Annotated in this window: 25 protein-coding genes; 22 read left to right on the plus strand and 3 right to left on the minus strand. The window is 61.8% G+C overall.

Features of this window, described 5'->3' with window-relative positions; all coding sequences use genetic code 11:
- Positions 1-405 precede the first annotated feature (405 nt).
- The 16 genes from HBO24_RS14690 to HBO24_RS14765 all read left to right on the plus strand — a co-directional run bounded on the left by HBO24_RS14690 (position 406) and on the right by HBO24_RS14765 (position 17,081).
- Positions 406-1,116 (plus strand): tellurite resistance TerB family protein, encoded by a 711-nt coding sequence (locus tag HBO24_RS14690; protein ID WP_057441810.1) that lies wholly within the window; start codon positions 406-408, stop codon positions 1,114-1,116.
- Positions 1,117-1,263: 147 nt separating this feature from the next.
- Entirely contained in the window at positions 1,264-2,886 is a 1,623-nt protein-coding gene (locus HBO24_RS14695) for a methyl-accepting chemotaxis protein (protein WP_169960732.1), read from the plus strand.
- Positions 2,886-3,407, plus strand: a complete 522-nt coding sequence (locus tag HBO24_RS14700; RefSeq protein WP_170059931.1) for a chemotaxis protein CheW — start codon at positions 2,886-2,888, stop codon at positions 3,405-3,407. Before HBO24_RS14695 ends, HBO24_RS14700 begins: the two co-directional genes overlap by 1 nt.
- Positions 3,407-4,675 carry a protein-glutamate O-methyltransferase CheR gene (locus HBO24_RS14705; RefSeq protein ID WP_057958667.1) on the plus strand — a complete coding sequence of 423 codons (1,269 nt, stop codon included), beginning with the start codon at positions 3,407-3,409 and terminating at the stop codon, positions 4,673-4,675. The genes HBO24_RS14700 and HBO24_RS14705 overlap by 1 nt, the downstream gene beginning before the upstream one ends.
- Positions 4,672-5,370 carry a chemotaxis protein CheW gene (locus HBO24_RS14710; RefSeq protein WP_170059932.1) on the plus strand — a complete coding sequence of 233 codons (699 nt, stop codon included), beginning with the start codon at positions 4,672-4,674 and terminating at the stop codon, positions 5,368-5,370. The genes HBO24_RS14705 and HBO24_RS14710 overlap by 4 nt, the downstream gene beginning before the upstream one ends.
- Positions 5,367-7,664, plus strand: coding sequence for a hybrid sensor histidine kinase/response regulator (locus HBO24_RS14715; protein WP_170059933.1), 2,298 nt, complete (start codon positions 5,367-5,369; stop codon positions 7,662-7,664). The genes HBO24_RS14710 and HBO24_RS14715 overlap by 4 nt, the downstream gene beginning before the upstream one ends.
- Positions 7,661-8,671 carry a chemotaxis response regulator protein-glutamate methylesterase gene (locus tag HBO24_RS14720; protein WP_057441802.1) on the plus strand — a complete coding sequence of 337 codons (1,011 nt, stop codon included), beginning with the start codon at positions 7,661-7,663 and terminating at the stop codon, positions 8,669-8,671. The genes HBO24_RS14715 and HBO24_RS14720 overlap by 4 nt, the downstream gene beginning before the upstream one ends.
- Positions 8,672-8,722: 51 nt before the next feature.
- The gene (locus tag HBO24_RS14725) at positions 8,723-9,724 is read left to right on the plus strand and encodes a diguanylate cyclase (protein ID WP_057441800.1); all 1,002 of its coding nucleotides are present in this window, start codon (positions 8,723-8,725) and stop codon (positions 9,722-9,724) included.
- A 169-nt stretch (positions 9,725-9,893) separates the two neighbouring features.
- Positions 9,894-10,989, plus strand: a protein-coding gene (prfB, locus tag HBO24_RS14730) for a peptide chain release factor 2 (protein ID WP_115127508.1) whose coding sequence is annotated in 2 segments (ribosomal slippage) — positions 9,894-9,965 and positions 9,967-10,989 — 1,095 coding nt in all. Because the reading frame shifts where the segments join, the coding sequence is not laid out codon by codon here.
- 83 nt (positions 10,990-11,072) lie between these two features.
- Entirely contained in the window at positions 11,073-12,572 is a 1,500-nt protein-coding gene (gene lysS / locus HBO24_RS14735) for a lysine--tRNA ligase (protein ID WP_057441798.1), read from the plus strand.
- 109 nt (positions 12,573-12,681) lie between these two features.
- Positions 12,682-13,398: a TetR family transcriptional regulator gene (locus tag HBO24_RS14740; protein ID WP_081044192.1), complete on the plus strand. Its 717-nt coding sequence runs from the start codon at positions 12,682-12,684 to the stop codon at positions 13,396-13,398.
- 43 nt (positions 13,399-13,441) lie between these two features.
- Complete coding sequence (locus HBO24_RS14745; RefSeq protein WP_170059934.1) at positions 13,442-13,990, plus strand: hypothetical protein; 549 nt, start codon at positions 13,442-13,444, stop codon at positions 13,988-13,990.
- A 20-nt stretch (positions 13,991-14,010) separates the two neighbouring features.
- Positions 14,011-15,288 (plus strand): flavohemoglobin expression-modulating QEGLA motif protein, encoded by a 1,278-nt coding sequence (locus HBO24_RS14750; protein ID WP_057441794.1) that lies wholly within the window; start codon positions 14,011-14,013, stop codon positions 15,286-15,288.
- Between the two features lie 143 nt (positions 15,289-15,431).
- Positions 15,432-16,346, plus strand: a complete 915-nt coding sequence (locus tag HBO24_RS14755; protein WP_057441792.1) for an alpha/beta hydrolase — start codon at positions 15,432-15,434, stop codon at positions 16,344-16,346.
- Entirely contained in the window at positions 16,343-16,669 is a 327-nt protein-coding gene (locus tag HBO24_RS14760) for a hypothetical protein (protein ID WP_057441790.1), read from the plus strand. Before HBO24_RS14755 ends, HBO24_RS14760 begins: the two co-directional genes overlap by 4 nt.
- Before the next feature lie 97 nt (positions 16,670-16,766).
- On the plus strand, positions 16,767-17,081 hold the full coding sequence (locus HBO24_RS14765) for a hypothetical protein (RefSeq protein ID WP_057445117.1): 315 nt from the start codon (positions 16,767-16,769) through the stop codon (positions 17,079-17,081).
- Positions 17,082-17,166: 85 nt separating this feature from the next.
- Here HBO24_RS14765 and HBO24_RS14770 read toward each other — a convergent pair whose 3' ends face one another.
- The 3 genes from HBO24_RS14770 to HBO24_RS14780 form a co-directional block, all read right to left on the minus strand.
- On the minus strand, positions 17,167-17,949 hold the full coding sequence (locus HBO24_RS14770) for an OmpA family protein (RefSeq protein ID WP_057441786.1): 783 nt from the start codon (positions 17,947-17,949) through the stop codon (positions 17,167-17,169).
- Positions 17,950-18,003: 54 nt separating this feature from the next.
- Positions 18,004-18,429 (minus strand): DUF4398 domain-containing protein, encoded by a 426-nt coding sequence (locus tag HBO24_RS14775; RefSeq protein WP_057441784.1) that lies wholly within the window; start codon positions 18,427-18,429, stop codon positions 18,004-18,006.
- A 292-nt stretch (positions 18,430-18,721) separates the two neighbouring features.
- Positions 18,722-19,066: a hypothetical protein gene (locus HBO24_RS14780; RefSeq protein WP_057441782.1), complete on the minus strand. Its 345-nt coding sequence runs from the start codon at positions 19,064-19,066 to the stop codon at positions 18,722-18,724.
- Positions 19,067-19,250: 184 nt separating this feature from the next.
- On the opposite strand from HBO24_RS14780, the gene ppc reads away from it, so the two are divergent.
- The 6 genes from ppc (at position 19,251) to HBO24_RS14810 (ending at position 25,837) form a co-directional block, all read left to right on the plus strand.
- Positions 19,251-21,896, plus strand: coding sequence for a phosphoenolpyruvate carboxylase (ppc, locus tag HBO24_RS14785; protein ID WP_057441780.1), 2,646 nt, complete (start codon positions 19,251-19,253; stop codon positions 21,894-21,896).
- A 293-nt stretch (positions 21,897-22,189) separates the two neighbouring features.
- Positions 22,190-22,837 carry an adenylate kinase gene (gene adk, locus HBO24_RS14790; RefSeq protein WP_057441778.1) on the plus strand — a complete coding sequence of 216 codons (648 nt, stop codon included), beginning with the start codon at positions 22,190-22,192 and terminating at the stop codon, positions 22,835-22,837.
- Positions 22,838-22,927: 90 nt separating this feature from the next.
- Complete coding sequence (gene tsaB / locus HBO24_RS14795; protein ID WP_057958675.1) at positions 22,928-23,611, plus strand: tRNA (adenosine(37)-N6)-threonylcarbamoyltransferase complex dimerization subunit type 1 TsaB; 684 nt, start codon at positions 22,928-22,930, stop codon at positions 23,609-23,611.
- A 192-nt stretch (positions 23,612-23,803) separates the two neighbouring features.
- Positions 23,804-24,124 (plus strand): hypothetical protein, encoded by a 321-nt coding sequence (locus HBO24_RS14800; RefSeq protein ID WP_170059935.1) that lies wholly within the window; start codon positions 23,804-23,806, stop codon positions 24,122-24,124.
- The gene (locus HBO24_RS14805; RefSeq protein WP_057441772.1) at positions 24,124-24,984 is read left to right on the plus strand and encodes a DUF72 domain-containing protein; all 861 of its coding nucleotides are present in this window, start codon (positions 24,124-24,126) and stop codon (positions 24,982-24,984) included. Before HBO24_RS14800 ends, HBO24_RS14805 begins: the two co-directional genes overlap by 1 nt.
- Before the next feature lie 25 nt (positions 24,985-25,009).
- Positions 25,010-25,837: an isocitrate lyase/phosphoenolpyruvate mutase family protein gene (locus HBO24_RS14810; RefSeq protein ID WP_057441771.1), complete on the plus strand. Its 828-nt coding sequence runs from the start codon at positions 25,010-25,012 to the stop codon at positions 25,835-25,837.
- Positions 25,838-25,840: the final 3 nt, after the last annotated feature.

The raw sequence follows: 25,840 nt of genomic DNA on the forward strand, positions 1-25,840 counted from the left end.
TGCTTTTGATCTGAGGCGCCCCGTTAAACCACGCTGGCCGTCATCCGATATTGATTTGGGGGGTAACCCGGCAGGACGCCGGGTTAGCCGCGCTGGGCCATGGATGGCCCATCGCGGCGGCCCCCCAAATCAATGTCGGATGACGGGCACACCGAGCCTGGGCGAGGTGCCGAGTGGTGGGGCAAGAGCCCTTTTGGTTACTTTTGGGGCTCTTTTCCAAAAGTGACCCGCCGTAAGGGCGGAACCAATAGTGGCCGTGACCGCAGCAACGGATATGTACACCACCGCCCCCACTCCAAAAAAACTGAGTTACATCTGGAAGCACTCTATATCCAGGATTATTGGCACTTAGTTTTACGCTGAAGGCCTATCAACCCTATGAACCCAAGTCTCTGGAGGCTATGAATGAATACCCGTGGATTGCTTGATCAGTTGCTCAAGTCCGGCCAGGACATGCTGCAAAACAAAACTGGCGGTCAACGCAAAGGCGATGACAAAGGTGCCTTGGGCGGCCTGCTCGGCGGTGGCGGGCTCGGCAGCCTGCTCGGTGGCGCAGGTGGCGGGGCATTGGCCGCCGGGGCCATGGGCCTGCTATTGGGCAACAAAAAGGCCCGCAACTTTGGCGGTAAAGCCCTCACCTATGGTGGTCTTGCCGCATTAGGCGTGATTGCCTACAAGGCCTACGGCAACTGGCAGGCACAACAGGCCGGCGCGCCCAAAGGCGAACCGCAGACCCTCGACCGCCTGCCACCGGCCCAGGTCGAACTGCATAGCCAGGCCATCCTCAAGGCCTTGGTGGCCGCCGCCAAGGCCGATGGCCATGTGGACGAGCGCGAGCGTGCGTTGATCGAAGGCGAATTCGTCAAGCTGGACAACGACCAGGAACTGCAACGCTGGCTGCATGCCGAACTCAACAAACCCCTGGATCCCACCGATGTCGCCCGCGCTGCCAGCACCCCGGAAATGGCCGCCGAAATGTACATCGCCAGCGTCATGCTGGTGGACGAGGAGAACTTCATGGAGAAGTCCTACCTCGACGAATTGGCCCGCCAGCTAAAGCTGGAGCCGGGCCTCAAGATCGAACTGGAAAAACAGGTACGCCAAGCCACGCTCTGACCCGCCCCGTACAGAAAACCACCCCGTCACCGTCCAGGTTGCGGGGTGTTTTTATATTTCGTGAGACTTGGCCCACAACCCATTGATAAATGATGGCACGGCCTCAGCTATACTCCTCGGCATTTGATCGGCCTTCGAGGAATTACTGTGAAGAACTGGACCTTGCGCCAACGCATCTTGGCGAGCTTTGCGGTGATTATCGCCATCATGCTGCTGATGGTTGTGGTCTCGTATTCACGGTTGCTGAAGATCGAAGCGAGCGAAAACGTGGTACGCGACGATGCCGTACCGGGGGTGTTTTTCAGCTCGATGATCCGTAGCGCCTGGGTCGACAGCTACCTGCAGACCCAGGAGTTGATCGGGTTGCGCGAGCACCTGGGCATTTCCGACGCGGATAAGCAGGATTACAAGGCGTTCGAGGCGCGGCTGGAGCAGCATATGGCCAGTTACGCCAAGACGATCAATATCGACCAGGATCGTACCGAGTTCGACACCTTTGAAGCCCTGCACCTGAAGTACAACCAAGTACTTGCCCACGTCCTGGAGCTGCATGCGGCCAACAAGGAAGCCGAAGCGGTCAAAATGTTCGACGAGCAATTGACCCCGGCCTGGACCGCAGGGCGCATGAAGCTCAATGACATCATCAACGAGAACAAAACAGTCGCGGACAACGCCACCGCGGCCATTGATGATGCTGTGGCTGCCGCGAAAATCAGTATGGGCGTGTCGCTGCTCCTGGCGATCCTCGCCGCCGGCCTGTGCGGGCTGCTGCTGATGCGCGCGATCATGGCGCCGATGAAGCGCATCGTCGATATCCTCGAAACCATGCGCACCGGCGATCTGAGCAAGCGCCTGAACCTGGACCGCAAGGACGAGTTCGGTGCAGTGGAAACCGGCTTCAATGACATGATGACCGAGCTGACCGCCCTGGTATCCCAGGCCCAGCGTTCGTCGGTGCAGGTCACCACCTCGGTGACCGAGATTGCCGCCACCTCCAAGCAGCAACAGGCCACGGCTACCGAAACGGCCGCTACTACCACCGAAATCGGCGCCACCTCGCGGGAAATTGCTGCCACGTCCAAGGACCTGGTGCGCACCATGACCGAAGTGTCTACCGCCGCCGACCAGGCCTCGGTGGCCGCCGGTTCCGGCCAGCAAGGCCTGGCCCGAATGGAAGAAACCATGCACTCGGTGATGGGTGCCGCCGATCTGGTCAACGCCAAGCTGGCGATCCTCAACGAGAAGGCCGGCAACATCAACCAGGTGGTCGTGACCATCGTCAAGGTAGCCGACCAGACCAACCTGCTGTCCCTCAACGCCGCCATCGAGGCCGAAAAGGCCGGTGAGTACGGGCGCGGCTTTGCCGTGGTCGCCACCGAAGTAAGGCGCCTGGCCGACCAGACCGCCGTGGCCACCTACGATATCGAGCAGATGGTGCGCGAGATCCAATCGGCGGTATCGGCCGGCGTGATGGGCATGGACAAGTTCTCCGAAGAGGTCCGTCGCGGGATGTTCGAGGTGCAGCAGGTCGGCGAGCAACTGTCGCAGATCATCCATCAGGTCCAGGCCCTGGCGCCGCGGGTGCTGATGGTCAACGAGGGCATGCAGGCCCAGGCCACGGGGGCCGAGCAGATCAACCATGCCTTGGTGCAATTGGGCGATGCCAGCAGCCAGACCGTGGAGTCCCTGCGCCAGGCCAGTTTTGCCATTGATGAACTGAGCCAGGTTGCGGTGGGTCTGCGCAGCGGCGTGTCGCGTTTTAAAGTCTGATGAGCGATCCAGCGGCGAAACGCGGCGCGGTGACGGCAGCCAAAAAAGCCTTGTTCCTGGTGTTTCATATCGGCAGCGAGCGCTACGCCCTCAAGGCCACGGAAGTGGCCGAGGTGCTGCCGCGCCTGCCGCTCAAGCCGATCGCCCATGCGCCGGTGTGGGTCGCCGGGATCTTTGCCCATCGCGGCAACATGGTGCCGGTGATCGACCTCAGCGCCCTGACCTTTGGTACATCGGCCCAGGCCCGCACCAGTACGCGTCTGGTATTGGTCAACTATCGGCCAGAAACCTGGCTGGAGCCGCGCTGGCTGGGGCTGATCCTCGAGCAGGCCACTGACACCCTGCGCTGCGACCCGGCGGACTTCCAGCCCTACGGCCTGGACAATCGCCAGGCGCCCTACCTGGGGCCGGTGCGCGAAGACGAGCGGGGGCTGATGCAGTGGATCGGCGTCGCCGACCTGCTGACCCCCGAGGTCTGCGCTTTGCTGTTTGCCCCCGACCTGATCGTTGGGGAGGCGTGATGAGCAATGATCAACGCTTCTTCGACTTCCTCAAGGAGCGCATCGGCCTGGATGTCGCCTCGGTGGGCGAAGCCATCATCGAGCGCGCCGTGCGCCAGCGCAGCCAGGCGTTGCAGGGGCTGAGTGCCGATCAGTACTGGCAACGCCTGCAAACCAGCAGCGAGGAACAACAGGCGCTGATCGAAGCGGTCATCGTTCCCGAAACCTGGTTTTTCCGTTATCCCGAATCCTTTGCCACCCTGGCGCGGCTGGCGGTGACACGGCTCGGCGAAATCAAGCATATGCGCGCCCTGCGCATTCTCAGCTTGCCGTGTTCCACCGGCGAGGAACCCTATTCCATCGCCATGGCCCTGCTCGATGCGGGCCTTTCGCCCCACCAGTTCAAGGTACAAGGCATGGACGTCAGCCCATTGTCGGTGGAGCGGGCACGGCGCGGGGTGTATGGCAAGAACTCCTTCCGTGGCCAGGACCTCGAGTTTCGTGAGCGGCATTTCAGCGCCGAGAGCGACGGCTATCGCGTCGCCGACCGGGTGCGTGAGCAAGTGCGCCTGCAAGTGGGCAACCTGCTGGACCCGCAGTTGCTGGCCAATGAGCCGACTTATGACTTTGTGTTCTGCCGCAACCTGCTGATCTACTTCGACCAGCCGACCCAGAAGCAGGTCTTTGAAGTGCTCAAGGGCCTGACCCATGTCGACGGCGTGCTGTTTATCGGCCCGGCCGAAGGCAGCCTGCTGGGACGCCTGGGCATGCGCTCGATTGGTGTGCCGCAGTCGTTTGCCTTCAGTCGCCACGCCGAAGCCGCGCCGCCTGAGCCGGTCTTTACCCCCATGCCGGCGCCGCTGCCGCAACGCAGCGCAGCGCCGATTGCGAGTAAACCGCGAGCATTCAGTGCATTCGCAGCGCCGGTGGCGCCGATCAAGCCTGCGCCAGTGCATTCGGATGCTGCCGATCTGCTCGGGCAGATCGCAACCCTGGCCAATGAAGGCAAGAGCCTTGAGGCCCGTGCTGCCTGTGAGCTGTACCTGCAAACTCATCCGCCGGCGGCCCAGGTGTTTTACTGGCTGGGCCTGCTCAGCGATGTGGCGGGTAGCGCCCTGGAAGCCCAGGGGTATTATCGAAAAGCCTTGTACCTGGAACCCCAGCATCCGCAGGCCTTGATGCACCTGGCCGCACTGCTGGAATCCCAGGGCGATACGGCGGGGGCGCGGCGCTTGCAAGCCCGTGCTGCCCGTAGCGAGCGAGCCGCTGACAGTGAGCGTAAACGATGAGTAGCTCCGCATCCCCGGACACCGGCCTGAACCTGACGGTCGCCGATACCCAGGCCATTGACGATTGCTGGAACCGCATCGGGATCCACGGCGATAAATCCTGCCCGTTGCTGGCCGAGCATATCCACTGCCGCAATTGTGCGGTGTATTCGGCAGCGGCCACCCGCCTGCTGGATCGCTATGCATTGCAGCAAGAGGACCGTCACCCTGGCGCTGCGACAGAGGCGGACGACGAGGTGGCCACCCGGTCCTTGCTGATGTTCCGCCTGGGCGAGGAATGGCTGGGCATCGCCACCCGCTGCCTGGTGGAAGTGGCGCCCCTGCAGCCGATCCATTCCTTGCCCCACCAGCGCTCGCGGGCCTTGCTCGGGGTCGCCAATGTGCGCGGTGCGCTGGTGGCCTGCCTGTCTCTGGTGGAGTTGCTCGGGCTCGACAGCAGCGGCGGCGGCGCCAGTGGCGGGCGGATCATGCCGCGCATGCTGATCATCGCCGCGCAGGATGGCCCGGTAGTGGTGCCGGTGGATGAAGTGGATGGCATCCATGCCATTGATGAGCGCACCCTGAAAGCCGCGTCTGCCTCCGGCACCCAGGCCAGTGCGCGCTACACCCAGGGTGTGTTGCCGTTCAAGGGCCGCAGCCTGCGCTGGCTGGACGAGACGCAACTGCTGTCTGCCGTGACCCGGAGCCTGTCATGACCCCCGACCAGATGCGCGACGCCTCGCTGCTGGAACTGTTCAGCCTGGAAGCCGATGCCCAGACCCAGGTCCTGAGTGCTGGCCTGCTGGCCCTGGAGCGCAACCCGACCCAGGCCGACCAACTTGAAGCGTGCATGCGCGCGGCGCATTCGCTCAAAGGCGCGGCGCGGATTGTCGGGGTCGATGCTGGCGTCAGCGTGGCTCACGTGATGGAAGACTGCCTGGTCAGCGCCCAGGAAAGCCGGCTGTTTCTGCAACCCGAACATATCGACGCGTTGTTGCAGGGCACCGACCTGCTGATGCGCATCGCCACACCGGGTAACACCGTGGGCCCGGCCGATATCCAGGCGTATGTGGCGCTGATGGAACGCTTGCTGGACCCGTCGCAACCCATGGCCCAGGTGGTTGCACCGCCGCCCGTGGCTGCGCCGCTCGCGCAGCCGCTGCCGTCCCTTGAAGAATCGCTGCTATTGCCCCCGGAGCCGGAGGCCGCGCCGCCGGTCAGCAGTGATGCGCCGCGCCACAACAAACGTATGACCGAAGGCGGCGAGCGGGTGTTGCGGGTCACCGCCGAACGCTTGAACAGCCTGTTGGACCTGTCCAGCAAATCCCTGGTGGAAACCCAGCGGCTCAAGCCTTACCTGTCCAGCCTGCAACGCCTCAAGCGCATCCAAAGCAATAGCGCCCGGGCCCTGGACAACCTGGATGGCCAGCTCAAGACCGTCGACCTGAACCTCGAAGCCCAGGAAGCCCTGGCCGATGCCCGCCGCCTGTTGAGCGAAGCGCAGTTGCTGCTGGCGGAAAAGACCGCCGAACTGGATGAGTTCGGCTGGCAGGCCGGGCAGCGCGCCCAGGTGTTGTATGACACCGCGCTGGCGTGCCGCATGCGCCCGTTTGCCGATGTGCTGGCGGGACAGGCGCGCATGGTGCGCGACCTGGGCCGCAGCCTGGGCAAGCAGGTGCGCCTGGAAATCGAAGGCGAGAAGACTCAGGTTGACCGCGATGTCCTGGAAAAACTCGAAGCGCCACTGACCCATTTGTTGCGCAATGCCGTCGATCACGGCATTGAGATGCCCGAGCAGCGCCTGCTGGCAGGCAAGCCGGCCGAAGGCCTGATCCGCCTGCGTGCCTCGCACCAGGCTGGTCTGTTGGTACTGGAATTGAGTGATGACGGTAACGGCGTGGACCTTGCGCGCCTGCGCGACAGTATTGTCGAGCGCAATCTGTCGCCACTGGAAACCGCCTTGCGCCTGAGCGAAGAGGAATTGCTGACCTTCCTGTTCCTGCCGGGTTTCAGCCTGCGCGACAAGGTGACCGAAGTCTCCGGGCGCGGTGTCGGCCTGGATGCGGTGCAACACATGGTCCGCCAATTGCGCGGTGCGGTGGTGCTGGAGCAGACGGCAGGGCAGGGCAGCCGCTTCCATCTGGAAGTGCCGCTGACCTTGTCGGTGGTGCGCAGCCTGGTGGTGGAGGTTGGCGAAGAAGCCTACGCCTTCCCCCTGGCCCATATCGAGCGCATGTGCGACCTGGAACCCGACGAAATCGTGCAACTGGAAGGCCGCCAGCATTTCTGGCACGAAGGCCGGCATGTCGGCCTGGTCGCGGCCAGCCAGTTGTTGCAGCGCCCGCCCGGGCAGACCAGCCAGGATACCCTCAAGGTCGTGGTAATCCGCGAGCGCGATGCGGTGTACGGGATTGCCGTAGAGCGTTTTATCGGCGAGCGCACCCTGGTGGTGCTGCCGCTGGACGATCGCCTGGGCAAGGTGCAGGACATTTCTGCCGGTGCGCTGCTGGATGACGGCTCGGTGGTGTTGATCGTCGATGTCGAAGACATGCTGCGCTCGGTGGACAAGCTGCTCAACACCGGCCGCCTGGAACGCATTGCCCGCCGCGCGCAGCAAACCGTCGAGGCCGCGCGCAAGCGCATCCTGGTGGTGGATGACTCGCTTACCGTGCGTGAACTGCAGCGCAAGCTATTACTTAATCGTGGATATGAGGTGGCGGTCGCCGTTGATGGCATGGATGGCTGGAATGCTCTGCGTTCCGAAGACTTCGACCTGCTGATTACTGACATTGATATGCCACGCATGGACGGTATCGAATTGGTCACACTTTTACGCCGTGACACTCGCCTGCAGTCGCTGCCGGTGATGGTGGTGTCTTACAAGGATCGTGAAGAAGACCGGCGGCGCGGCCTGGATGCGGGCGCCGACTATTACCTGGCCAAGGCCAGTTTCCATGATGACGCCCTGCTCGATGCGGTGGTGGAACTGATTGGAGGCGCCCGGGCATGAAGATCGCCATCGTCAATGACATGCCCCTGGCGGTCGAGGCCTTGCGCCGGGCCTTGAGCTTCGAACCGGCCCATCAAGTAGTGTGGGTTGCCACCAATGGCCTGGAAGCGGTGCAGCGCTGTGCCGAGCTGACCCCGGACCTGATCCTGATGGACCTGATCATGCCGGTGATGGACGGCGTCGAGGCCACCCGGCAGATCATGGCCGAGACGCCATGCGCTATCGTTATCGTTACCGTGGATCGCCAGCAGAATGTCAGCCGCGTGTTTGAAGCCATGGGCCATGGTGCCCTGGATGTGGTGGACACCCCGGCATTGGGGGTTGGCGATGCCAAGGAGGCGGCCGCGCCCCTGTTGCGCAAGATCCTCAATATTGGCTGGCTGATCGGCCAGCGCGGCAGCCGGGTGCGGGCCGAACCTGTGCATCCGCGGGGGACGGGCAAGCGCCAGAGCCTGGTCGCGATCGGCTCTTCGGCGGGCGGCCCGGCGGCGCTGGAAACCCTGCTCAAGGGCTTGCCTCGGGACTTTGCGGCAGCCATTGTGCTGGTGCAGCATGTGGACCAGGTATTCGCCGCCGGCATGGCCGAGTGGCTGAGCAGCGCCTCGGGCCTGCCGGTGCGCCTGGCACGCGAAGGTGAGCCACCGCAAAGCGGCGTGGTATTGCTGGCCGGCACCAATCATCATATCCGGCTGCTGAAAAACGGCACGTTGGCCTACACGGCGGAACCCGTGAACGAGATTTATCGGCCGTCCATCGACGTGTTTTTCGAGAGCGTCGCCAGCCATTGGAACGGCGATGCCGTCGGCGTATTACTGACCGGCATGGGACGCGACGGAGCCCAGGGACTCAAATTGATGCGTCAGCAGGGCTATCTGACCATCGCTCAGGATCAGCAGAGCTGTGCGGTTTACGGCATGCCCAAAGCGGCGGCGGCGATTGATGCCGCTGTTGAGATTCGCCCGTTGGACAGAATTGCGCCACGATTGCTGGAGGTATTCGCAAAATGACCGATGTAACTCGCTGTCCTGGCCTGCACGTAGTAATTCAGGTGACCGCAAATGAATGATTTACAGCTCGACGACTTCAAGACCGACGAGAACGCCGCCATGGTGTTGCTGGTGGACGACCAGGCGATGATCGGCGAAGCCGTGCGACGCGGTCTGGCTCATGAGGAGAATATCGACTTCCACTTCTGTGCCGACCCCCACCAGGCCATCTCCCAGGCGATCCGCATCAAGCCGACGGTGATTCTCCAGGACCTGGTCATGCCCGGGCTGGACGGCCTGACCCTGGTGCGCGAATACCGCAACCACCCGGCGACGCAGAACATCCCGATCATCGTGCTCTCGACCAAGGAAGACCCGCTGATCAAGAGCGCCGCGTTTGCCGCCGGGGCCAATGATTACCTGGTGAAACTGCCGGACAATATCGAACTGGTGGCGCGTATCCGCTACCACTCGCGCTCCTACATGACCCTGTTGCAGCGGGATGCGGCCTACCGTGCATTGCGGGTCAGCCAGCAACAACTGCTGGACACCAACCTGGTGCTGCAGCGGTTGATGAACTCCGACGGTTTGACCGGGCTGTCCAACCGCCGGCATTTCGACGAATACCTGGAGCTGGAATGGCGGCGCGCCATGCGGGACCAGACCCAGTTGTCGTTGTTGATGATCGACGTGGACTTCTTCAAAACCTACAACGACAGCTTTGGCCACCTGGAAGGAGACGAGGCGCTGCGTAAGGTGGCGGCGAGCATCCGTGACGCCAGCAGCCGTCCTTCGGACCTGCCGGCGCGCTACGGGGGCGAGGAGTTTGCCCTGGTGTTGCCGAACACCTCACCCGGCGGTGCGCGGTTGGTGGCGGAGAAACTGCGCCAGGCTGTTGCCGCGTTGAAAATCCCGCATATCGCACCCTCTGAAGGGGCGAGCCTGACCATCAGCATTGGCCTGGCGACCATGACGCCGCTGCTGGGGACTGATTGCCGGCAATTGATCTCGGCGGCGGACAAGGGGTTGTATCTGGCCAAGCATAATGGGCGCAACCAGGTGGGGATCGAATAGCCTGCAGGACACCGCCAACCCAATGTGGGAGCCAGCTCCCACCTTTGATCGTTATCGGCCTGTAGATATCACACAAACCCGGCCTTTTCGGCCAAGCGGACTGCCGTTTCCAGCCTTTTGCCGTTATACTCGCCGGCTTTCAAAAGTTCGCCAACGAGTGCTGCCCGCCATGGAAATCAACCCGATCCTGAACACCATCAAGGACCTGTCCGAGCGCTCCGAAACTATTCGGGGGTATCTTTGACTACGATCAAAAGCATGAGCGTCTGACCGAAGTCAATCGCGAGCTTGAAGATCCGGCTGTCTGGAACAAACCTGAATACGCCCAGGAACTGGGCCGCGAGCGCGCTGCGCTGGCGCAGATCGTCGACACCCTCGACGAGTTGAACACCGGTCTGGGCGATTGCCGCGACCTGCTGGACATGGCCGTCGAAGAAAACGACGAAGGCGCAGTGGGCGATGTCGTCGCCGAGCTGGCCCGTCTCGAGGAAAACCTCGCCAAGCTTGAATTCCGCCGCATGTTCAGCCACGAAATGGACCCGAACAACGCCTATCTGGATATCCAGGCCGGTTCCGGTGGCACCGAAGCCCAGGACTGGGCCAACATCCTGCTGCGCATGTACCTGCGCTGGGCTGACAAACGCGGTTTCGAAGCGACCATCATGGAGCTGTCCGCCGGTGAAGTCGCCGGTATCAAGGGCGCGACCGTGCATATCAAGGGTGAATACGCCTTTGGCTGGCTGCGGACCGAGATCGGCGTACACCGCCTGGTGCGCAAGAGTCCGTTCGACTCCGGCAACCGTCGCCACACTTCGTTCTCCGCCGTTTTCGTCTCCCCAGAGATCGACGACAAGGTGGAAATCGAGATCAACCCGGCCGACCTGCGGATCGACACCTACCGTTCCTCCGGTGCCGGCGGTCAGCACGTAAACACCACTGACTCGGCTGTACGTATCACCCACGTACCGACCAACACCGTGGTCAGCTGCCAGAACGAACGTTCCCAGCACGCCAACAAGGACACCGCCATGAAAATGCTGCGGGCCAAGTTGTACGAGCAGGAAATGCAGAAGCGCAACGCCGCTTCCCAGGCGCTGGAAGACACCAAGTCGGATATCGGCTGGGGTCACCAGATCCGTTCGTATGTGCTTGATGCTTCGCGGATCAAGGATCTGCGCACTAACATCGAACGCAGCGACTGCGACAAGGTACTCGACGGCGATATCGACGAATACCTGGAAGCGAGCCTGAAGTCCGGCCTGTAACACCCTCTGTGGGAGCGGGCTTGCCCGCGATCCCCAGGCCGAAGGCCTGGGGGCAACGAACCTGTGATGGAAAATTTAAAGACATGAGCGACCAACAACTCGACCAGGCCCTGCAACAGGAAGAAAACTCCCTGATCGCCCTGCGCAAGGAAAAGCTTGCTGCCGAGCGCGCCAAGGGCAATGCCTTCCCCAACGACTTCCGCCGCGAAAACTACTGCGATGCCTTGCAGAAGCAGTACGCGGACAAGACCAAGGAAGAGCTGGCTGAAGCGGCGATCCCGGTCAAGGTGGCAGGTCGCATCATGCTCAACCGTGGCTCGTTCATGGTGATCCAGGACATGACCGGGCGCATCCAGGTCTACGTCAACCGCAAGACCCTCCCGGAAGAAACCCTGGCCTCGGTGAAAACCTGGGACATGGGCGACATCATTGCCGCCGAAGGCACCCTGGCCCGTTCCGGCAAGGGCGACCTGTACGTCGAAATGACCAACGTGCGCCTGCTGACCAAGTCGCTGCGCCCGCTGCCGGACAAGCACCACGGCCTGACCGACACCGAGCAGCGCTATCGCCAGCGCTATGTTGACCTGATCGTCAACGAAGAAGTGCGCCAGACCTTCCGCGTGCGTTCGCAAGTGATTGCGCACATCCGCAGCTTCCTGATGGCGCGTGACTTCCTCGAAGTCGAGACGCCGATGCTGCAGACCATCCCGGGCGGCGCCGCAGCCAAGCCGTTCGAAACCCACCACAATGCCCTGGACCTGGAAATGTTCCTGCGTATCGCGCCGGAGCTGTACCTCAAGCGCCTGGTGGTGGGTGGTTTTGAGAAGGTGTTCGAGATCAACCGCAACTTCCGTAACGAAGGTGTCTCGACCCGTCACAACCCGGAATTCACCATGTTGGAGTTCTACCAGGCCTACGCCGACTACGAAGACAACATGGACCTGACCGAAGAACTGTTCCGCGAGCTGGCGCAACTGGTCCTGGGCAGCACCGACGTGCCTTACGGCGACAAGGTGTTCCATTTCGGCGAGCCGTTCGTGCGTCTGTCGGTGTTCGACTCGATCCTCAAGTACAACCCTGAGCTGACCGCTGACGACCTGAACGACATCGACAAGGCTCGCGCCATCGCCAAGAAAGCCGGGGCCAAGGTCCTGGGCTTCGAAGGCCTGGGCAAGCTGCAGGTGATGATTTTCGAAGAGCTGGTGGAGCACAAGCTGGAGCAGCCGCACTTCATCACTCAGTACCCGTTCGAAGTGTCGCCGCTGGCCCGTCGCAACGACGACAACCCGAACGTCACCGACCGTTTCGAGCTGTTTATCGGTGGTCGCGAAATCGCCAACGCCTACTCCGAGCTTAACGACGCGGAAGACCAGGCCGAGCGTTTCATGGCCCAGGTGGCCGACAAGGACGCCGGTGACGACGAAGCCATGCACTACGACGCCGACTTCGTGCGCGCGCTGGAGTACGGCATGCCGCCAACGGCTGGTGAAGGGATCGGTATCGACCGTCTGGTGATGTTGCTCACCAACTCACCGTCGATCCGCGATGTCATCTTGTTCCCGCATATGCGGCCGCAAGCGTAACCGCAGCAAATCATCAAGCCGCCTTTTATAAGGCGGCTTTTTTGTGGGGCCTGAACTAACGTCAAGCAAACGGCGCCAGGCTTCTGTTGATAGGAGAGGACGATCTTTCGTGAAGCGCGTAATGGCTCAAGAAGGCGCCGCTGGCATTGCTGCCGCCGTGGCTGAAAGTGTTCAGTACCAAGGGCGCAAGGCCAGTCGCCAGGGCAGCGAGCAGCGTCGGCAAGACATCCTTGATGCGGCGATGCGCATTGTCGTGCGCGACGGCGTGCGCGCCGTGCGCCATCGGGCGGTAGCGGCGGAGGCGGGTGTGCCGTTGTCGGCCACCACCTACTACTTCAAGGACATCGACGACCTGCTCACCGACACCTTTGCCCAGTACGTGGAGCGCAGTGCGGCGTTCATGGGCAAGTTGTGGGTGCGCAATGAGGGCTTGCTGCGCGAGATGGTGGCTTATGGTGATGGCAGCGCCGAGTCGCGCTCGCAACTGGCCGATGATATTGCGCGGCTGACCGCCGATTACGTCCTGCGCCAACTGCTTAACCGTCGCGAGTACCTGATGGCCGAGCAGGCGTTTCGCCAGGAGGCCTTGTTGAACCCGCGCCTGGCCGACCTGGTGCGCTCCCATCAGCAGATTCTGTTGCAGGGCACTTGCCAGTTTTTCCAGGTATTGGGCTCCCGCGAACCCCAGCAAGATGCCAAAGTGTTGACGGCGATTATCAGTCGGATGGAATATCAGGGCCTGCTGTTCGAGCCCGAGGCCCTGACTGGCGAAGAAATGCTCGAGATTCTCAAGCGTTACATGCACCTGGTACTGGCCTCGGTCTAGTCGTGTGGGAGCCGGGCCACCCAAAACAGCTGTGGAGTGATGGATGAAAACCTGGCGTGTGGTTGTGACCGCGATGGTGTTGCTGCTCCTGAGCGGCTGCCTGGTGACCTTCAAGGAACCCCTGCCGGCCAGCGAGGCCGCACCTGACGCGCTGCTGGGCAAGTGGGCCAGCAGGAACGCCTGGGGCGAACCGCTCGACCTGCAGATCAGTCGCGCTGGACAGCATCGCTACAAGGCGGTGAGCACTTCGCAAACCAAACCGGTCAAGCGCGACGAATATTTGTTCAGCGTGTCCCGCCACGGCAACCGCTGGTACCTGTCGGCGCCGCTGCCGGACAAGCTGGGTGGGCATTTTATCCTCGCCGGCTTTGAATTGAATGAGGCTCGCGAACTGGTGGTCTACAACCTCGACCCCGAGGCAATCAACCAGGCCATCGCGCAGAAAATCCTGATTGGCAGCCACGTGGAAACTGTGGAAGGTGACGGCATATTGATCGACAGCCCCATGAACCAGATCCTGGCTTACCTGGATGATCCGGCCAACGCCGATGTGTTTGTCGAAGCCGTACGCTATAAGCGTGTGGGCAAATAACGTTAAAGAGGGAGCACCGGGTGGACGATTACCAGCAGACGATACGCACCTTGTCCGATCGCATTGTGCTGGCGCAGACACCGATTCGCGTCCTCGACGCCGTGAAGTGGGACGACAACATTCGCAAGGGCTTCCTCCAGGGCAAGGGCAAGCACATGCCGGCCGTGGATCGCGACTATTACCTGAACCGGCCACTGTCGTTCGATTCCAGCAAGGTGAAGCTGGAGTTCCAGAACATCGAGCGCGATATCACCCGCCAACTGGGCCAGTTCAACCCGGTCGGGCAGATCATGCGGCGCATGTGCAAGGAGTACCGCATGGTGGTGCGCATGCTCGAAGCCCGTGGCACCGAGGATTTCGGCCTGATTTCCCAGGAGCTTTACGGCGCCGCCTCCGATGCGTTCCATGCCGGCGACCCGACTCTGGCCGACCTGGGCCTGATGCTTTCCGACTACCTGAATAACATCGACGGCCGTGGCGACCTCAAGGACGAAGCCAAGACCCTGACCGCCAAGGACGCTGTGGGCCTGCTGCAAAGCCGCCTGAACAAAGTGTTTGGCGAAGCGGAAGAAACCATTCGCGTGTTTGAGTCCGACGGCATCGTTGCCGACGCGGCGGCGGGCGCCGACTACATCAAGATCCGCGCCGATGCGATGTTCAACGAGCGGGATGTGCGGGCCCTGGAAGTGCACGAAGGGCTGGTCCATGTGGGCACCACCCTCAATGGCCAGAACCAGCCGATCTGCACCTTCCTGTCCAAGGGCCCACCGTCGTCGACCGTGACCCAGGAAGGCCTGGCAATCTTGATGGAGATCATCACCTTTGCCTCTTACCCCAGCCGCCTGCGCAAGCTGACCAACCGCACCCGCGCGATCCATATGGTGGAAGAGGGCGCCGATTTCCTGCAGGTGTTCGAGTTCTTCCGCGAGCAAGGCTTTGAAATGGCCGAGAGCTACGGCAACGCCAGCCGGGTGTTCCGTGGCTCGACGCCGACGGGGCTGCCGTTTACCAAGGATCTGTCGTACCTCAAGGGCTTTATCATGGTCTACAACTATATCCAGCTGGCCGTGCGCAAGGGCAAGCTGGAGCAGGTGCCGCTGTTGTTCTGCGGCAAGACCACCCTGGAAGACATGCGTACTTTGCGCCAGTTGGTGGACGAAGGCCTGGTGGTGCCGCCCAAATACCTGCCGGATCAGTTCCGGGACATGAACGCGCTGTCGGCATGGATGTGCTTCTCCAACTTCCTCAACCACCTGAGCCTGGACCGGATCGAGGCGGATTACTCCAATATCCTCTGACCAAACCCCATCAACTGTGGGAGCAGGCTTGCCTGCGATCGCGGTCTGTCAGCCACCGGTGGAGTAACTGACAGCCAGCTTCCACAGTTAGTCTTCATTGATTATCAGGGTTGTGTCCCCACCCATTTGCGAGGTTTCAACGGATGAGACTCCTCGGCATTCTATGCCTGCTCCTCACCCTCAATGGCTGCAGCTCGCTGCTGTTCTACCCCGAGCCCGGCCTGCCGTTCAGTCCACAGCAGGCGCGCCTGGAATACCGTGACGTCACCCTGACCACCGCCGATGGCCTGAAGTTGCGGGCCTGGTGGCTGCCAGCCAAGGCGGGCGCGCCGCTCAAGGGCACGGTGCTGCACCTGCACGGTAATGGGGGCAACCTCTCCGGGCACCTGGGCGGCAGTTGGTGGTTGCCGGCCCAGGGCTATCAAGTGCTGATGCTGGACTATCGCGGCTATGGCGTGTCGGAAGGCAAACCTTCGTTGCCGGCCATTTACCAGGATCTGGATGCCGCCTTCCAGTGGCTCGACCAGGCCCCTGAAACCCAAGGGCAGCCGCTGGTGGTCCTCGGCCAGAGCCTGGGCGGGGCGTTGGCCGTGCATTACCTGGCCGCGCACCCCGAGCGACAGCCCCGGCTCAAGGCGCTGGTGCTCGATGGCGTGCCTGCCAGTTATCGTGATGTAGGGCAATTCGCCCTGAGCACTTCCTGGCTAACATGGCCGTTCCAGGTGCCGTTGTCGTGGCTGGTGCCAGACGCCGACAGTGCGATCCATGGCATGCCACAGCTGACTGGCGTGCCGAAACTGCTGTTCCATAGCCTGGATGATCCGATCGTGCCGCTTTCCAACGGCATCCGTCTGTATCAAGCTGCGCCGCCGCCAAGGGTGTTGCAACTGACCCGGGGTGGGCATGTGCAGACCTTTGCCGACAAGACCTGGCAAACCGTAATGCTGCGCTATCTTGACGATCCGCAGCATTTCAACGGTTTGCGCCGCCTGGGGGAAATTCCCAATTATCCGGCGGCTGCCAATCCTAAAACCGAATCATCAGAGAGCCCGCAATGAGCGAAGAACGCAACATGATCCCCCTGATCCTCACCGGCATCGGCACCATCATCGGTACCGTTGGCTGCCTGTGGTACTACGGCTACCTGCACTTCGCCAAGCCTGAGGATGCGTTGCTGCTCAGCGACTACACCATGCTCAAGACCGTGCCCGGCGAGGACTACAAAGTTTCCCTGACCCCGGCTCCCCAAGTGGCGCAATGCGTCGACGGTGTGCTGGTGCTGTTCGATACCGAGCAAAAGGGGCTGACGGGCGTGCTGGTGAACAGCAAGAAGCAGGCGGTGCGTTGCATGGGCCAGGAAACCCCGCAACTGCAGGAGTGAGCCTACCGGTAGTTTTTGGAACCATATTCCGTATGACACCACTGATTGGGTCGTCAGCAGCGCTGACGAGTAACCCTTAATTACGTGGAGTATCACTATGAGTATTAATGGAGTAGGCGGTGGTGGCAGCGGGTTCGGTAACTTCGGCAGCGCCGGCATGGGGGATTCCGGCAATATGGTTGGCAAGGGCGTCGAAGGCGGTCAGCAGCAGGGCGGTATGGACCCTGAAGCGCTGAAGAAACTCCTGGCGCAACTGTTGGGCGGTGCGGGAGGTGCAGGCGGCTCCCAGGGCAGTGGCGGCAGTGGCGGTGGTAACGAGGAAGAGGACCCGCTGCGCAAGCAGATGAGTGGCGATCAGCAGCAAGGCATGCAGATGCCTCAAGAGAACAACAGCCAAATCAATTTCGGCTGATCCGCAGAGTCTGCCCGCAGTTCTTATGCAAAAAAGCCCTGCCTGGAACACAGGCAGGGCTTTCAGACCAGTAGCTGTCAGTCGGTTATTGAACCGAAGAACGTGGCTTGACCGGCTGGTTGTCGTTGGAGATGGTCACTTCAACGCGGCGGTTCATGGCACGGCCCGAAACGCTGGCGTTATCGGCAACCGGGTATGCCTTGCCGTAGCCAGCAGTCACGATGCGGCTTGGGTTAACGCCCATCTTGATCAGTGCAACCTGCACCGAAGTAGCGCGGCGCTCGGACAGGGTCTGGTTGTAGGCATCGCTGCCGGTGCTGTCGGTGTAGCCTTCGATAATGACTTTACGATCCGGGTTTTCCTGGAGGAATTGCGCCAGTTTGTTGATGTTCACCAGGCCGCTGGATTTCAGATCAGCCTTGCTGGTAGCGAACAGCACATCACCAAAGGTCACCAGGGTCCCGCGTTCAGTCTGCTTGGCGTTCAAGCTGCTTTGCAGTTGCTTGATCTGCGCGTCACGGGCTTCGAGCAGGGCGCGGGCACGTTGGTCGCCAGCGTTTTTCAGCTTGGCTTCGGACTCGCGCAGGGCGATGGTGTCCTTGGCCACTTCAACGCGCTGGTTGGTCAGGTAGGCCAGTTGGTCGACCTTCTTCTCGTCTTCCTTGTCGCGGTACGCCTTGTCAGCCTTGTCCAGCCATTCGCTGGCGTCCTTGGTTTCCAGGGCGGCGATTTTGGTCGCTTGCGGGTTGGCTTGCAGGGCCGAGAAGTTGGTCCGTGCGTTTTCCAGGTTCGCGTTAGGCGGGGTGGAGCAAGCCGCCAGTGCAACGCTCATCGCCAGCAGGGCAGGGATCATCAATTGTTTACGCATAGTGGTTTCGTCCTTTCAATTCGATTTCGGGTGCGATGCAAACAATGGCGGTGCTTACTTCTGCTGGATCACAGCAGGGCGCATGCCTTCGTTACGCAGCTCCTCAATAGCCTTCTGAGAATCCTTCAGCGCCAGATCGGCCTTGGCAGCCTGGGCCTTGCGCTCTGCCACGCGAGCGTCCCACTCAGCCTGCTCGGCCAGACGACGGGCTTCGTCGTATTTCTTGTCATGCATGGCCAGCTCGGCTTGCTTGAGCTTGTCCTGTGCAGCTTTCATTTCCACGGCAGCGTATTCGGTACCGCCAGCGCTTACAGCGCTGTTCACGGCCGATTGGGTCACTGCGTACTGTTCGGTCGGCGGGTTGCCGGCGCAGCCCGCGAGGACGAAGCTGGTGCCGATTGCCAACGCGGCCAATTTGAGCCCGCGCAGGTGGTTAAACGAGGATTTGGCAGTGCTGGTCTTCATCGTCTTCAACTCCATTAGATAACTCCTGAAAAACATCAAATCCATCTACGGTGTTCAGCGTCTGCGTTTGGCGGTGAAGCTCAGTGTGCCTTTTCAAACGCCTGTTCCAAGTGATGGCTTACTGGCTGTGACCCGAGGCTTTTTTGAATAGTTCAGCCAAAGATGGCGATTTGCCCGAAAAAAAATCTGAACAAATCTGACTGAGGGGTCAGCGATAAAAAATCGGAACTTTTGCCACCTGCAGCGGTATGCCGGGCCTATGAAAGGCCCGGTACGCTGGGGGATGGTTTTTATCAGCGAATGTGGATCAGTGTTTCTGATCGTCAGGCGTGGCTGACATATCGTGCAGGTAGCGCCGCGACAGCGACAGGAAACGCGGCGTGGGGCCGACGTCTTCATACAACGGGTCACCCTCTTCATCGGTGGCAACTACATGCTGGCCCCGGATATACGGAAAGCTGGCTTCCAGCTCTTCCAGGGCGGCGCCAATCAGCTCGCCGAGCAATTCCTCGGTGCTGCGCTTGGGGTACATCTCGCGGATGGCCGCCAACCGGGCAGCGGCCTCGACATCCAGGTGGATGGCATATTCGGTCTTGGTCAGGCGACCCTTGGCGGTTTCTTCCCATTGCTGGGCCAGTTCTCGGATTTTCATGGCAACCTCAGTGATGCCCGGGGTAGCGGGCGGTGATGAGTGACCAGTCGTAGCGTGGATAACGCGACGACGTACCCTTGAGACTAGCTGCAACCGCCAAGGTTTAAAGTTCCTTGTCAGACCAAGGCTTGATCGGCACTCTTAAAGATCAAAGCATCACGGATTCCTGGCTGGAGATTGGCTGATGAGCGATATCGATGCACGTTTGCGTGAAGATGTTCACCTGTTGGGTGAATTGCTGGGCAACACGATTCGAGAACAGTACGGTGATGAGTTCCTCGCCAAGATCGAGCAGATTCGCAAGGGCGCCAAGGCCGATCGCCGGGGCGGGACCACGGATGCAGCGGCCGGTGAAGAACTCAGCGCCAGCCTCAACCAGTTGCAGGAAGACGAGCTGCTGCCGGTAGCACGGGCGTTCAACCAGTTCCTCAACCTGGCCAATATCGCCGAGCAGTACCAACTGATTCATCGGCGCGATGAGTCCCAGCCGGCCCCGTTCGAATCGCGAGTGCTGCCCGAGTTGCTGGCGCGGCTGCAGAGTGAGGGCCACAGCAGCGAATCCCTGGCCCGGCAGTTGGCGCGACTGGAGATCGAGCTGGTACTCACTGCCCACCCGACCGAAGTCGCGCGCCGCACCCTGATCCAGAAATACGACGCCATCGCGGCACAACTGGCCTTGCAGGATCACCGTGACCTGACCAGCGCCGAGCGCGAGCAGATTCGCCAACGCCTGCAACGGCTGATCGCCGAAGCCTGGCACACCGAAGAAATCCGCCGTACCCGGCCCACCCCGGTGGACGAGGCCAAGTGGGGCTTTGCGGTGATCGAGCATTCGCTGTGGCACGCGATCCCCAACTACCTGCGCAAGGCCGATCAAGCCTTGCACGCCGCCACCGGCCTGCGCCTGCCCCTGGAGGCGGCGCCGATCCGCTTTGCTTCGTGGATGGGCGGCGACCGTGACGGCAATCCCAACGTGACGGCGCCGGTGACCCGTGAAGTGCTGCTGCTGGCGCGCTGGATGGCGGCAGATCTGTATTTACGGGATATCGACCACCTGGCCTCGGAACTGTCCATGCAGCAGGCCAGCCCTGAGTTGCAGGCCAAGGTCGGCGATAGCGTCGAACCTTATCGGGCCTTGCTCAAACAACTGCGCGAACGCCTGCGCGCCACCCGCAATTGGGCGCACGCGGCGTTGACCGGCAGCCTCCCGGCGCCGGCCGATGTGCTGCAAAACAATCGTGACCTGCTGGAGCCGCTGGAGCTGTGCTACCAGTCCCTGCACGCCTGCGGCATGGGCGTGATTGCCGACGGCCCGCTCCTCGATTGCCTGCGCCGTGCAGTGACATTCGGCCTGTTCCTGGTACGCCTGGATGTACGCCAGGATTCCAGCCGGCATTCGGCGGCGATGACCGAAATCACCGATTACCTGGGTCTGGGTCGCTATGAGGACTGGGACGAAGACGCGCGCATCACCTTCCTGATGAAGGAGTTGGCCAATCGTCGCCCGTTGTTGCCGGGGTATTTCAAGCCTTCGGCCGATACCGCCGAAGTGCTCAATACCTGTAAGGAAATCGCCGCTGCGCCGGCGGCTTCCCTCGGTTCCTACGTCATCTCCATGGCGGGCGCGGCATCCGATGTGCTGGCAGTGCAGTTGCTGCTCAAGGAGTCCGGGGTGCAGCGGCCGATGCGTGTGGTGCCGTTGTTCGAGACCCTGGCCGACCTGGACAACGCCGGCCCGGTAATCGAGCGCCTGTTGCTGCTGCCCGGTTATCGCGCGCGCTTGCAAGGCCCGCAGGAAGTGATGATCGGCTATTCGGACTCGGCCAAGGACGCTGGCACCACGGCTGCGGCCTGGGCCCAGTACCGGGCCCAGGAACGCCTGGTGGATATCTGTCGCGAGCAGCAGGTGGAACTGTTGTTGTTCCATGGTCGCGGCGGCACCGTGGGCCGTGGCGGCGGCCCGGCCCATGCGGCGATTCTGTCGCAGCCACCGGGCTCGGTAGCCGGGCGTTTCCGCACCACCGAGCAGGGCGAGATGATTCGTTTCAAGTTCGGCTTGCCGGATATCGCTGAGCAGAACCTCAATCTGTACCTGGCCGCGGTGCTGGAGGCGACCTTGTTGCCACCGCCACCACCGGAGCCGGCCTGGCGCCATTTGATGGATGAATTGGCGGCTGATGGTGTCAGCGCCTATCGCGCGGTGGTGCGGGAAAATCCGCAGTTCGTCGAGTACTTCCGCCAGTCCACCCCCGAGCAGGAACTGGGCCGCTTGCCCCTGGGCAGTCGCCCGGCCAAGCGCCGTGCCGGCGGCATCGAGAGCCTGCGCGCAATCCCGTGGATCTTCGGCTGGACCCAGACCCGCCTGATGCTGCCGGCCTGGCTCGGCTGGGAAGCGGCATTGAGCAAGGCCCTGGAGCGCGGCGAAGGTGAATTGCTGGGGCAGATGCGCGAACAATGGCCGTTCTTCCGCACCCGTATCGACATGCTGGAAATGGTTCTGGCCAAGGCTGACGCCGATATCGCCCGGCTCTATGACCAGCGCCTGGTGCAAGCCGACCTGTTGCCATTGGGTGCGCATTTACGCGACCTATTGTCGCAGGCCTGCGCCGTGGTGCTTGGCCTGACCGGCCAGTCGCAGCTGCTGGCCCATAGCCCCGACACCCTGGAGTTCATCCGCCTGCGCAACACCTACCTCGACCCGTTGCACCTGTTGCAGGCTGAACTGCTGGCCCGCTCCCGCCAGCAGGAAGCGACACAGGACAGCCCTCTGGAACAGGCGCTGCTGGTGTCCGTGGCCGGTATTGCCGCCGGGCTGCGTAACACCGGCTGACATTTCTGGCGTGTTCTCAAGGGCTTGCACACAAAACCGCCGGCTGACCCGAAAGGGCTGTGCCGGCGGTTTTGTGTCCGGGTTGCACCAAGGGATACCGCGACCAAAAGGCTTGTGTGGTGCGGGTTCTTCCGACTTTTGGCGGCTTGTGTGGTTAGGGCTCGCTGTGTATCTTGATCAGCCTTTGGCCGGTTGGGCGGCCTGGATTCGTATTTTTACGAGCATATTCTACGAGATTGGCCCCACGCGGCGAATCCGAGCGTCATCTCTATAAAAAATTGAGGAGCACATCGATGCGCGTCATTCTGCTGGGAGCTCCCGGGGCCGGTAAAGGTACTCAGGCAAAGTTCATCACTGAAAAGTTCGGCATTCCACAAATCTCCACTGGCGACATGCTGCGCGCTGCCGTCAAGGCCGGCACCGAGCTGGGCCTGATCGCCAAGAGCGTGATGGACAGCGGTGGCCTGGTCTCCGACGACCTGATCATCAACCTGGTCAAGGAACGCATCAGCCAGGACGACTGCAAGAACGGTTTCCTGTTCGACGGTTTCCCACGCACCATTCCCCAGGCCGAAGCCCTGGTGAAAGCCGGCGTCGAGCTGGACGCTGTGGTTGAAATCGCCGTTGAAGATGAAGAGATCGTCCAGCGTATCGCCGGTCGCCGCGTTCACGAAGCCTCGGGCCGCGTCTACCACATCGTCTATAACCCGCCAAAAGTGGCTGGCAAGGATGATGTAACCGGTGATGACCTGGTGCAGCGCAAAGACGACACCGAGGAAACCGTGCGTCATCGCCTGTCGGTCTACCACTCCCAGACCAAGCCGCTGGTAGAGTTCTACCAGAAGCTGTCGGCTGCCCAGGGCAAGCCGAAATACAGCCACATCCCGGGCGTTGGCTCGGTGGAAGCCATCACCGCCAAGGTGCTGGAAGCGCTGAACTGATCTGACGATTGGCTTGACGTTCAACGGCCCGCTTGCGGGCCGTTGTTGTTTATACTGGCGCACTTTTTTTCGATTTGGACACCCATACCGATGAGCACCCTGCTGGCCCTGGACACCGCGACTGAAGCTTGCTCCGTTGCCCTGCTGCATAACGGCAAGGTCACGAGCCACTATGAGGTGATCCCGCGCCTGCACGCGCAAAAGCTGCTGCCGATGATCAAGCAGCTATTGCTCGATGCCGGCACCACCCTGTCGGCGGTAGACGCCATCGCCTTTGGCCGCGGCCCGGGTGCATTCACCGGCGTGCGCATCGCCATCGGTGTGGTGCAGGGCCTGGCGTTTGCCCTGGAGCGGCCGGTACTGCCGGTGTCCAACCTGGCCGTGTTGGCCCAGCGCGCGTTGCGTGAACATGGCGCACGCCAGGTCGCGGCCGCCATTGATGCGCGGATGGATGAGGTCTATTGGGGCTGCTACCGCGAAACCGCTGGTGAGATGCGCCTGGTCGGCGTCGAGGCCGTGCAGCCGCCCGAGGCCGCCGCGTTGCCGGCCGATGCCAGTGGCGACTGGTTTGGCGCTGGTACGGGGTGGGGTTATGGCGAACGTATCGCCGTGGCCACGGCCGGCCAGGATGCCGGGATGTTGCCCCATGCCGAAGACCTGCTGAGCCTGGCGCGTTTTGCCTGGGAGCGCGGCGAGGCGATCCCGGCTGATCAGGCCGCTCCGGTGTACCTGCGCGATAAAGTGGCACAGACCAAGGCCGAGCGCGGGCTCTAGGCTTATTGCGCTCAGCCTCTAGTGTGGGAGCTGTCGAGCCCCACCGTTGATCGCAGGCAATTCGCGCCAATCGTCAGAATTTGCCCCTGGGTTTAAACCTTTGCCCGTTTATGTGTTCTAGTTATCACCAGAGCATTTGCGTGCCAAGGAAAGTGCCGCTAAATTGCCATCATTGATAGCGGATCTGCATGTATGCGTATAGACGGCTTTTCTACCCAGTCCTACCCCCTCAAGCGCAAGCCACGCAAGGCGAACGTGACGGTAGACGAGTCCGTCGAAGAATCCCCCGACTTTATTGAAGTCCAGCCCGAAACCTCCCAGGGCGCGGCAGTTTCCGCCCGTGCCCAAGGGGCCGGCGGTTCGCGTATCGGCGGCGTTCCGGCCCGCCAGCAAGACATGATCTTCCCGCGCTCCATGAGCAAAAACGTCGCTACGGCCCTGGCCAGCTACCTGACCACTGCCGGCTTTGTCGAATGGGATATGGAAGTGCTGGGTCTCGATATCCACATCTGATGCTGTTGCCTTATTTCCTCGGTTGCCCGTCCTGGAGTGAAAACGCCTGGCGCGAGTACCTGTATCCGCAAGACGCCCGCGCCACGGATTTTCTCGGGCTGTATTGCCAAGTGTTCAATGCCTGCGAAGGCAACACCACCTTCTACGCGCGGCCCTCGGTGGCCACCGTGCAGCGCTGGGCCGAGATCATGCCCGCGCACTTTCGGTTTACCGCCAAATTTCCCGGTGATATCAGCCACAGTGCCGACCTGCGCGAACAGTTGCCCGCCGCCGAAAGCTTTCTTGGCTTGATGAGCCCGCTGGGCGAGCGGGTGTCGCCGTTGTGGCTGCAACTGCCGGCCAGCTTCACCCCGCAGCGGCTGGGGGAGCTGGCAGGGTTTATCGACGGTCTGGAGCGTCCGTTGGCGGTGGAGGTGCGTCATCGTGAGTTCTTCGCCAAGGGTGACGCCGAGCGCAGCCTCAACCGCCTGCTGCGTGATCGCGGGGTCGAGCGTATCTGCCTGGATCCACGAGCTTTGTTCAGTTGCACGTCGACTTCGGCAGCGGTGCTCCACGCCCAATCGAAAAAGCCCAAGGTACCGCCCCGGCCAGCGGCGTTGACCCAGTTTCCCCAGGTACGCTTTATCGGCCACCCGGACCTGGAAGCCAACGACCCGTTCCTCGTGCCGTGGCTTGAGAAAGTCGCAGGCTGGATTGAGGAGGGGCGCACGCCTTATGTGTTCCTGCACACCTCGGATAACCGCCTGGCGGCCCAACTGGCCATACGCTTTCATCAGCAATTGATGGAGCGGTTGCCGGGGTTGCCGGCGTTGGCGCAGTTGCATCGGGAGCCCGCGGTGGAGCAACTGGGGTTACTCTAGGGTTCTTTTGTGCCTGGAGTCAGTCATGGATGCCCAAACCCTTCGCGCCGAATCCTTTCGAGCCCTGCACGAGCGTGATCGTGCATTCGTGATGCCCAACCCGTGGGACGCCGGTTCCGCCAAGATGCTCGCCAGCCTCGGTTTTGAAGCCCTGGCCACTACCAGCGCGGGTTTTGCCTTCAGTCTGGGGCGCCCGGATGCTGAAGGCGCGCTATCGCTGGAGGATACTCTGGGCAACGCCGGGATGATCGTTCAGGCCACCGCGCTGCCGGTGGCGGCGGACCTGGAAAACGGCTTCAGCGATACGCCTCAAGGTTGTGCCCAGAGCCTGTTGCGGGCAGCCGCTACCGGCATCGTCGGCGGTTCTATCGAAGACGCTACCGGGATTGCGGTCGACCCGATCTACCCCTTTGATCTGTCTGTAGAACGCATCGAGGCTGCCGTCGCTGCGGCACGCAGCTTGCCATTTCCCTTCATGCTGACGGCCCGTGCGGAGAACCTCCTACATGGTCGCCTGGATTTTCCCGACACTATTCGCCGTTTGCAGGCCTACGCCGAAGCGGGTGCCGACGTGCTGTATGCCCCGGGCCTGCGCAGTGCTGAGGAAGTATTGGCGGTGGTGCGGGCGGTGGCGCCAAAACCGGTGAATGTGTTGATGTCAGGTGGCCTCAAGCTCTCGGTGGCGCAACTGAGCGAGATGGGCGTCAAGCGCATCAGCGTCGGCTCGGCCATGGCCCTGGCGGCCTATGGGGAGTTCTTCAGGGCCGCGCGGGAGGTTCAGGAGCTGGGAACCTTCACCTTTACCGAGCGCTCGATGCCGTTCAGCCAGGCAAATCAGTTGTGCAAGGGTTGAGAC

This window comes from Pseudomonas sp. WS 5410, assembly GCF_012985645.1.
Taxonomy (GTDB): Bacteria; Pseudomonadota; Gammaproteobacteria; order Pseudomonadales; family Pseudomonadaceae; genus Aquipseudomonas; species Aquipseudomonas shahriarae.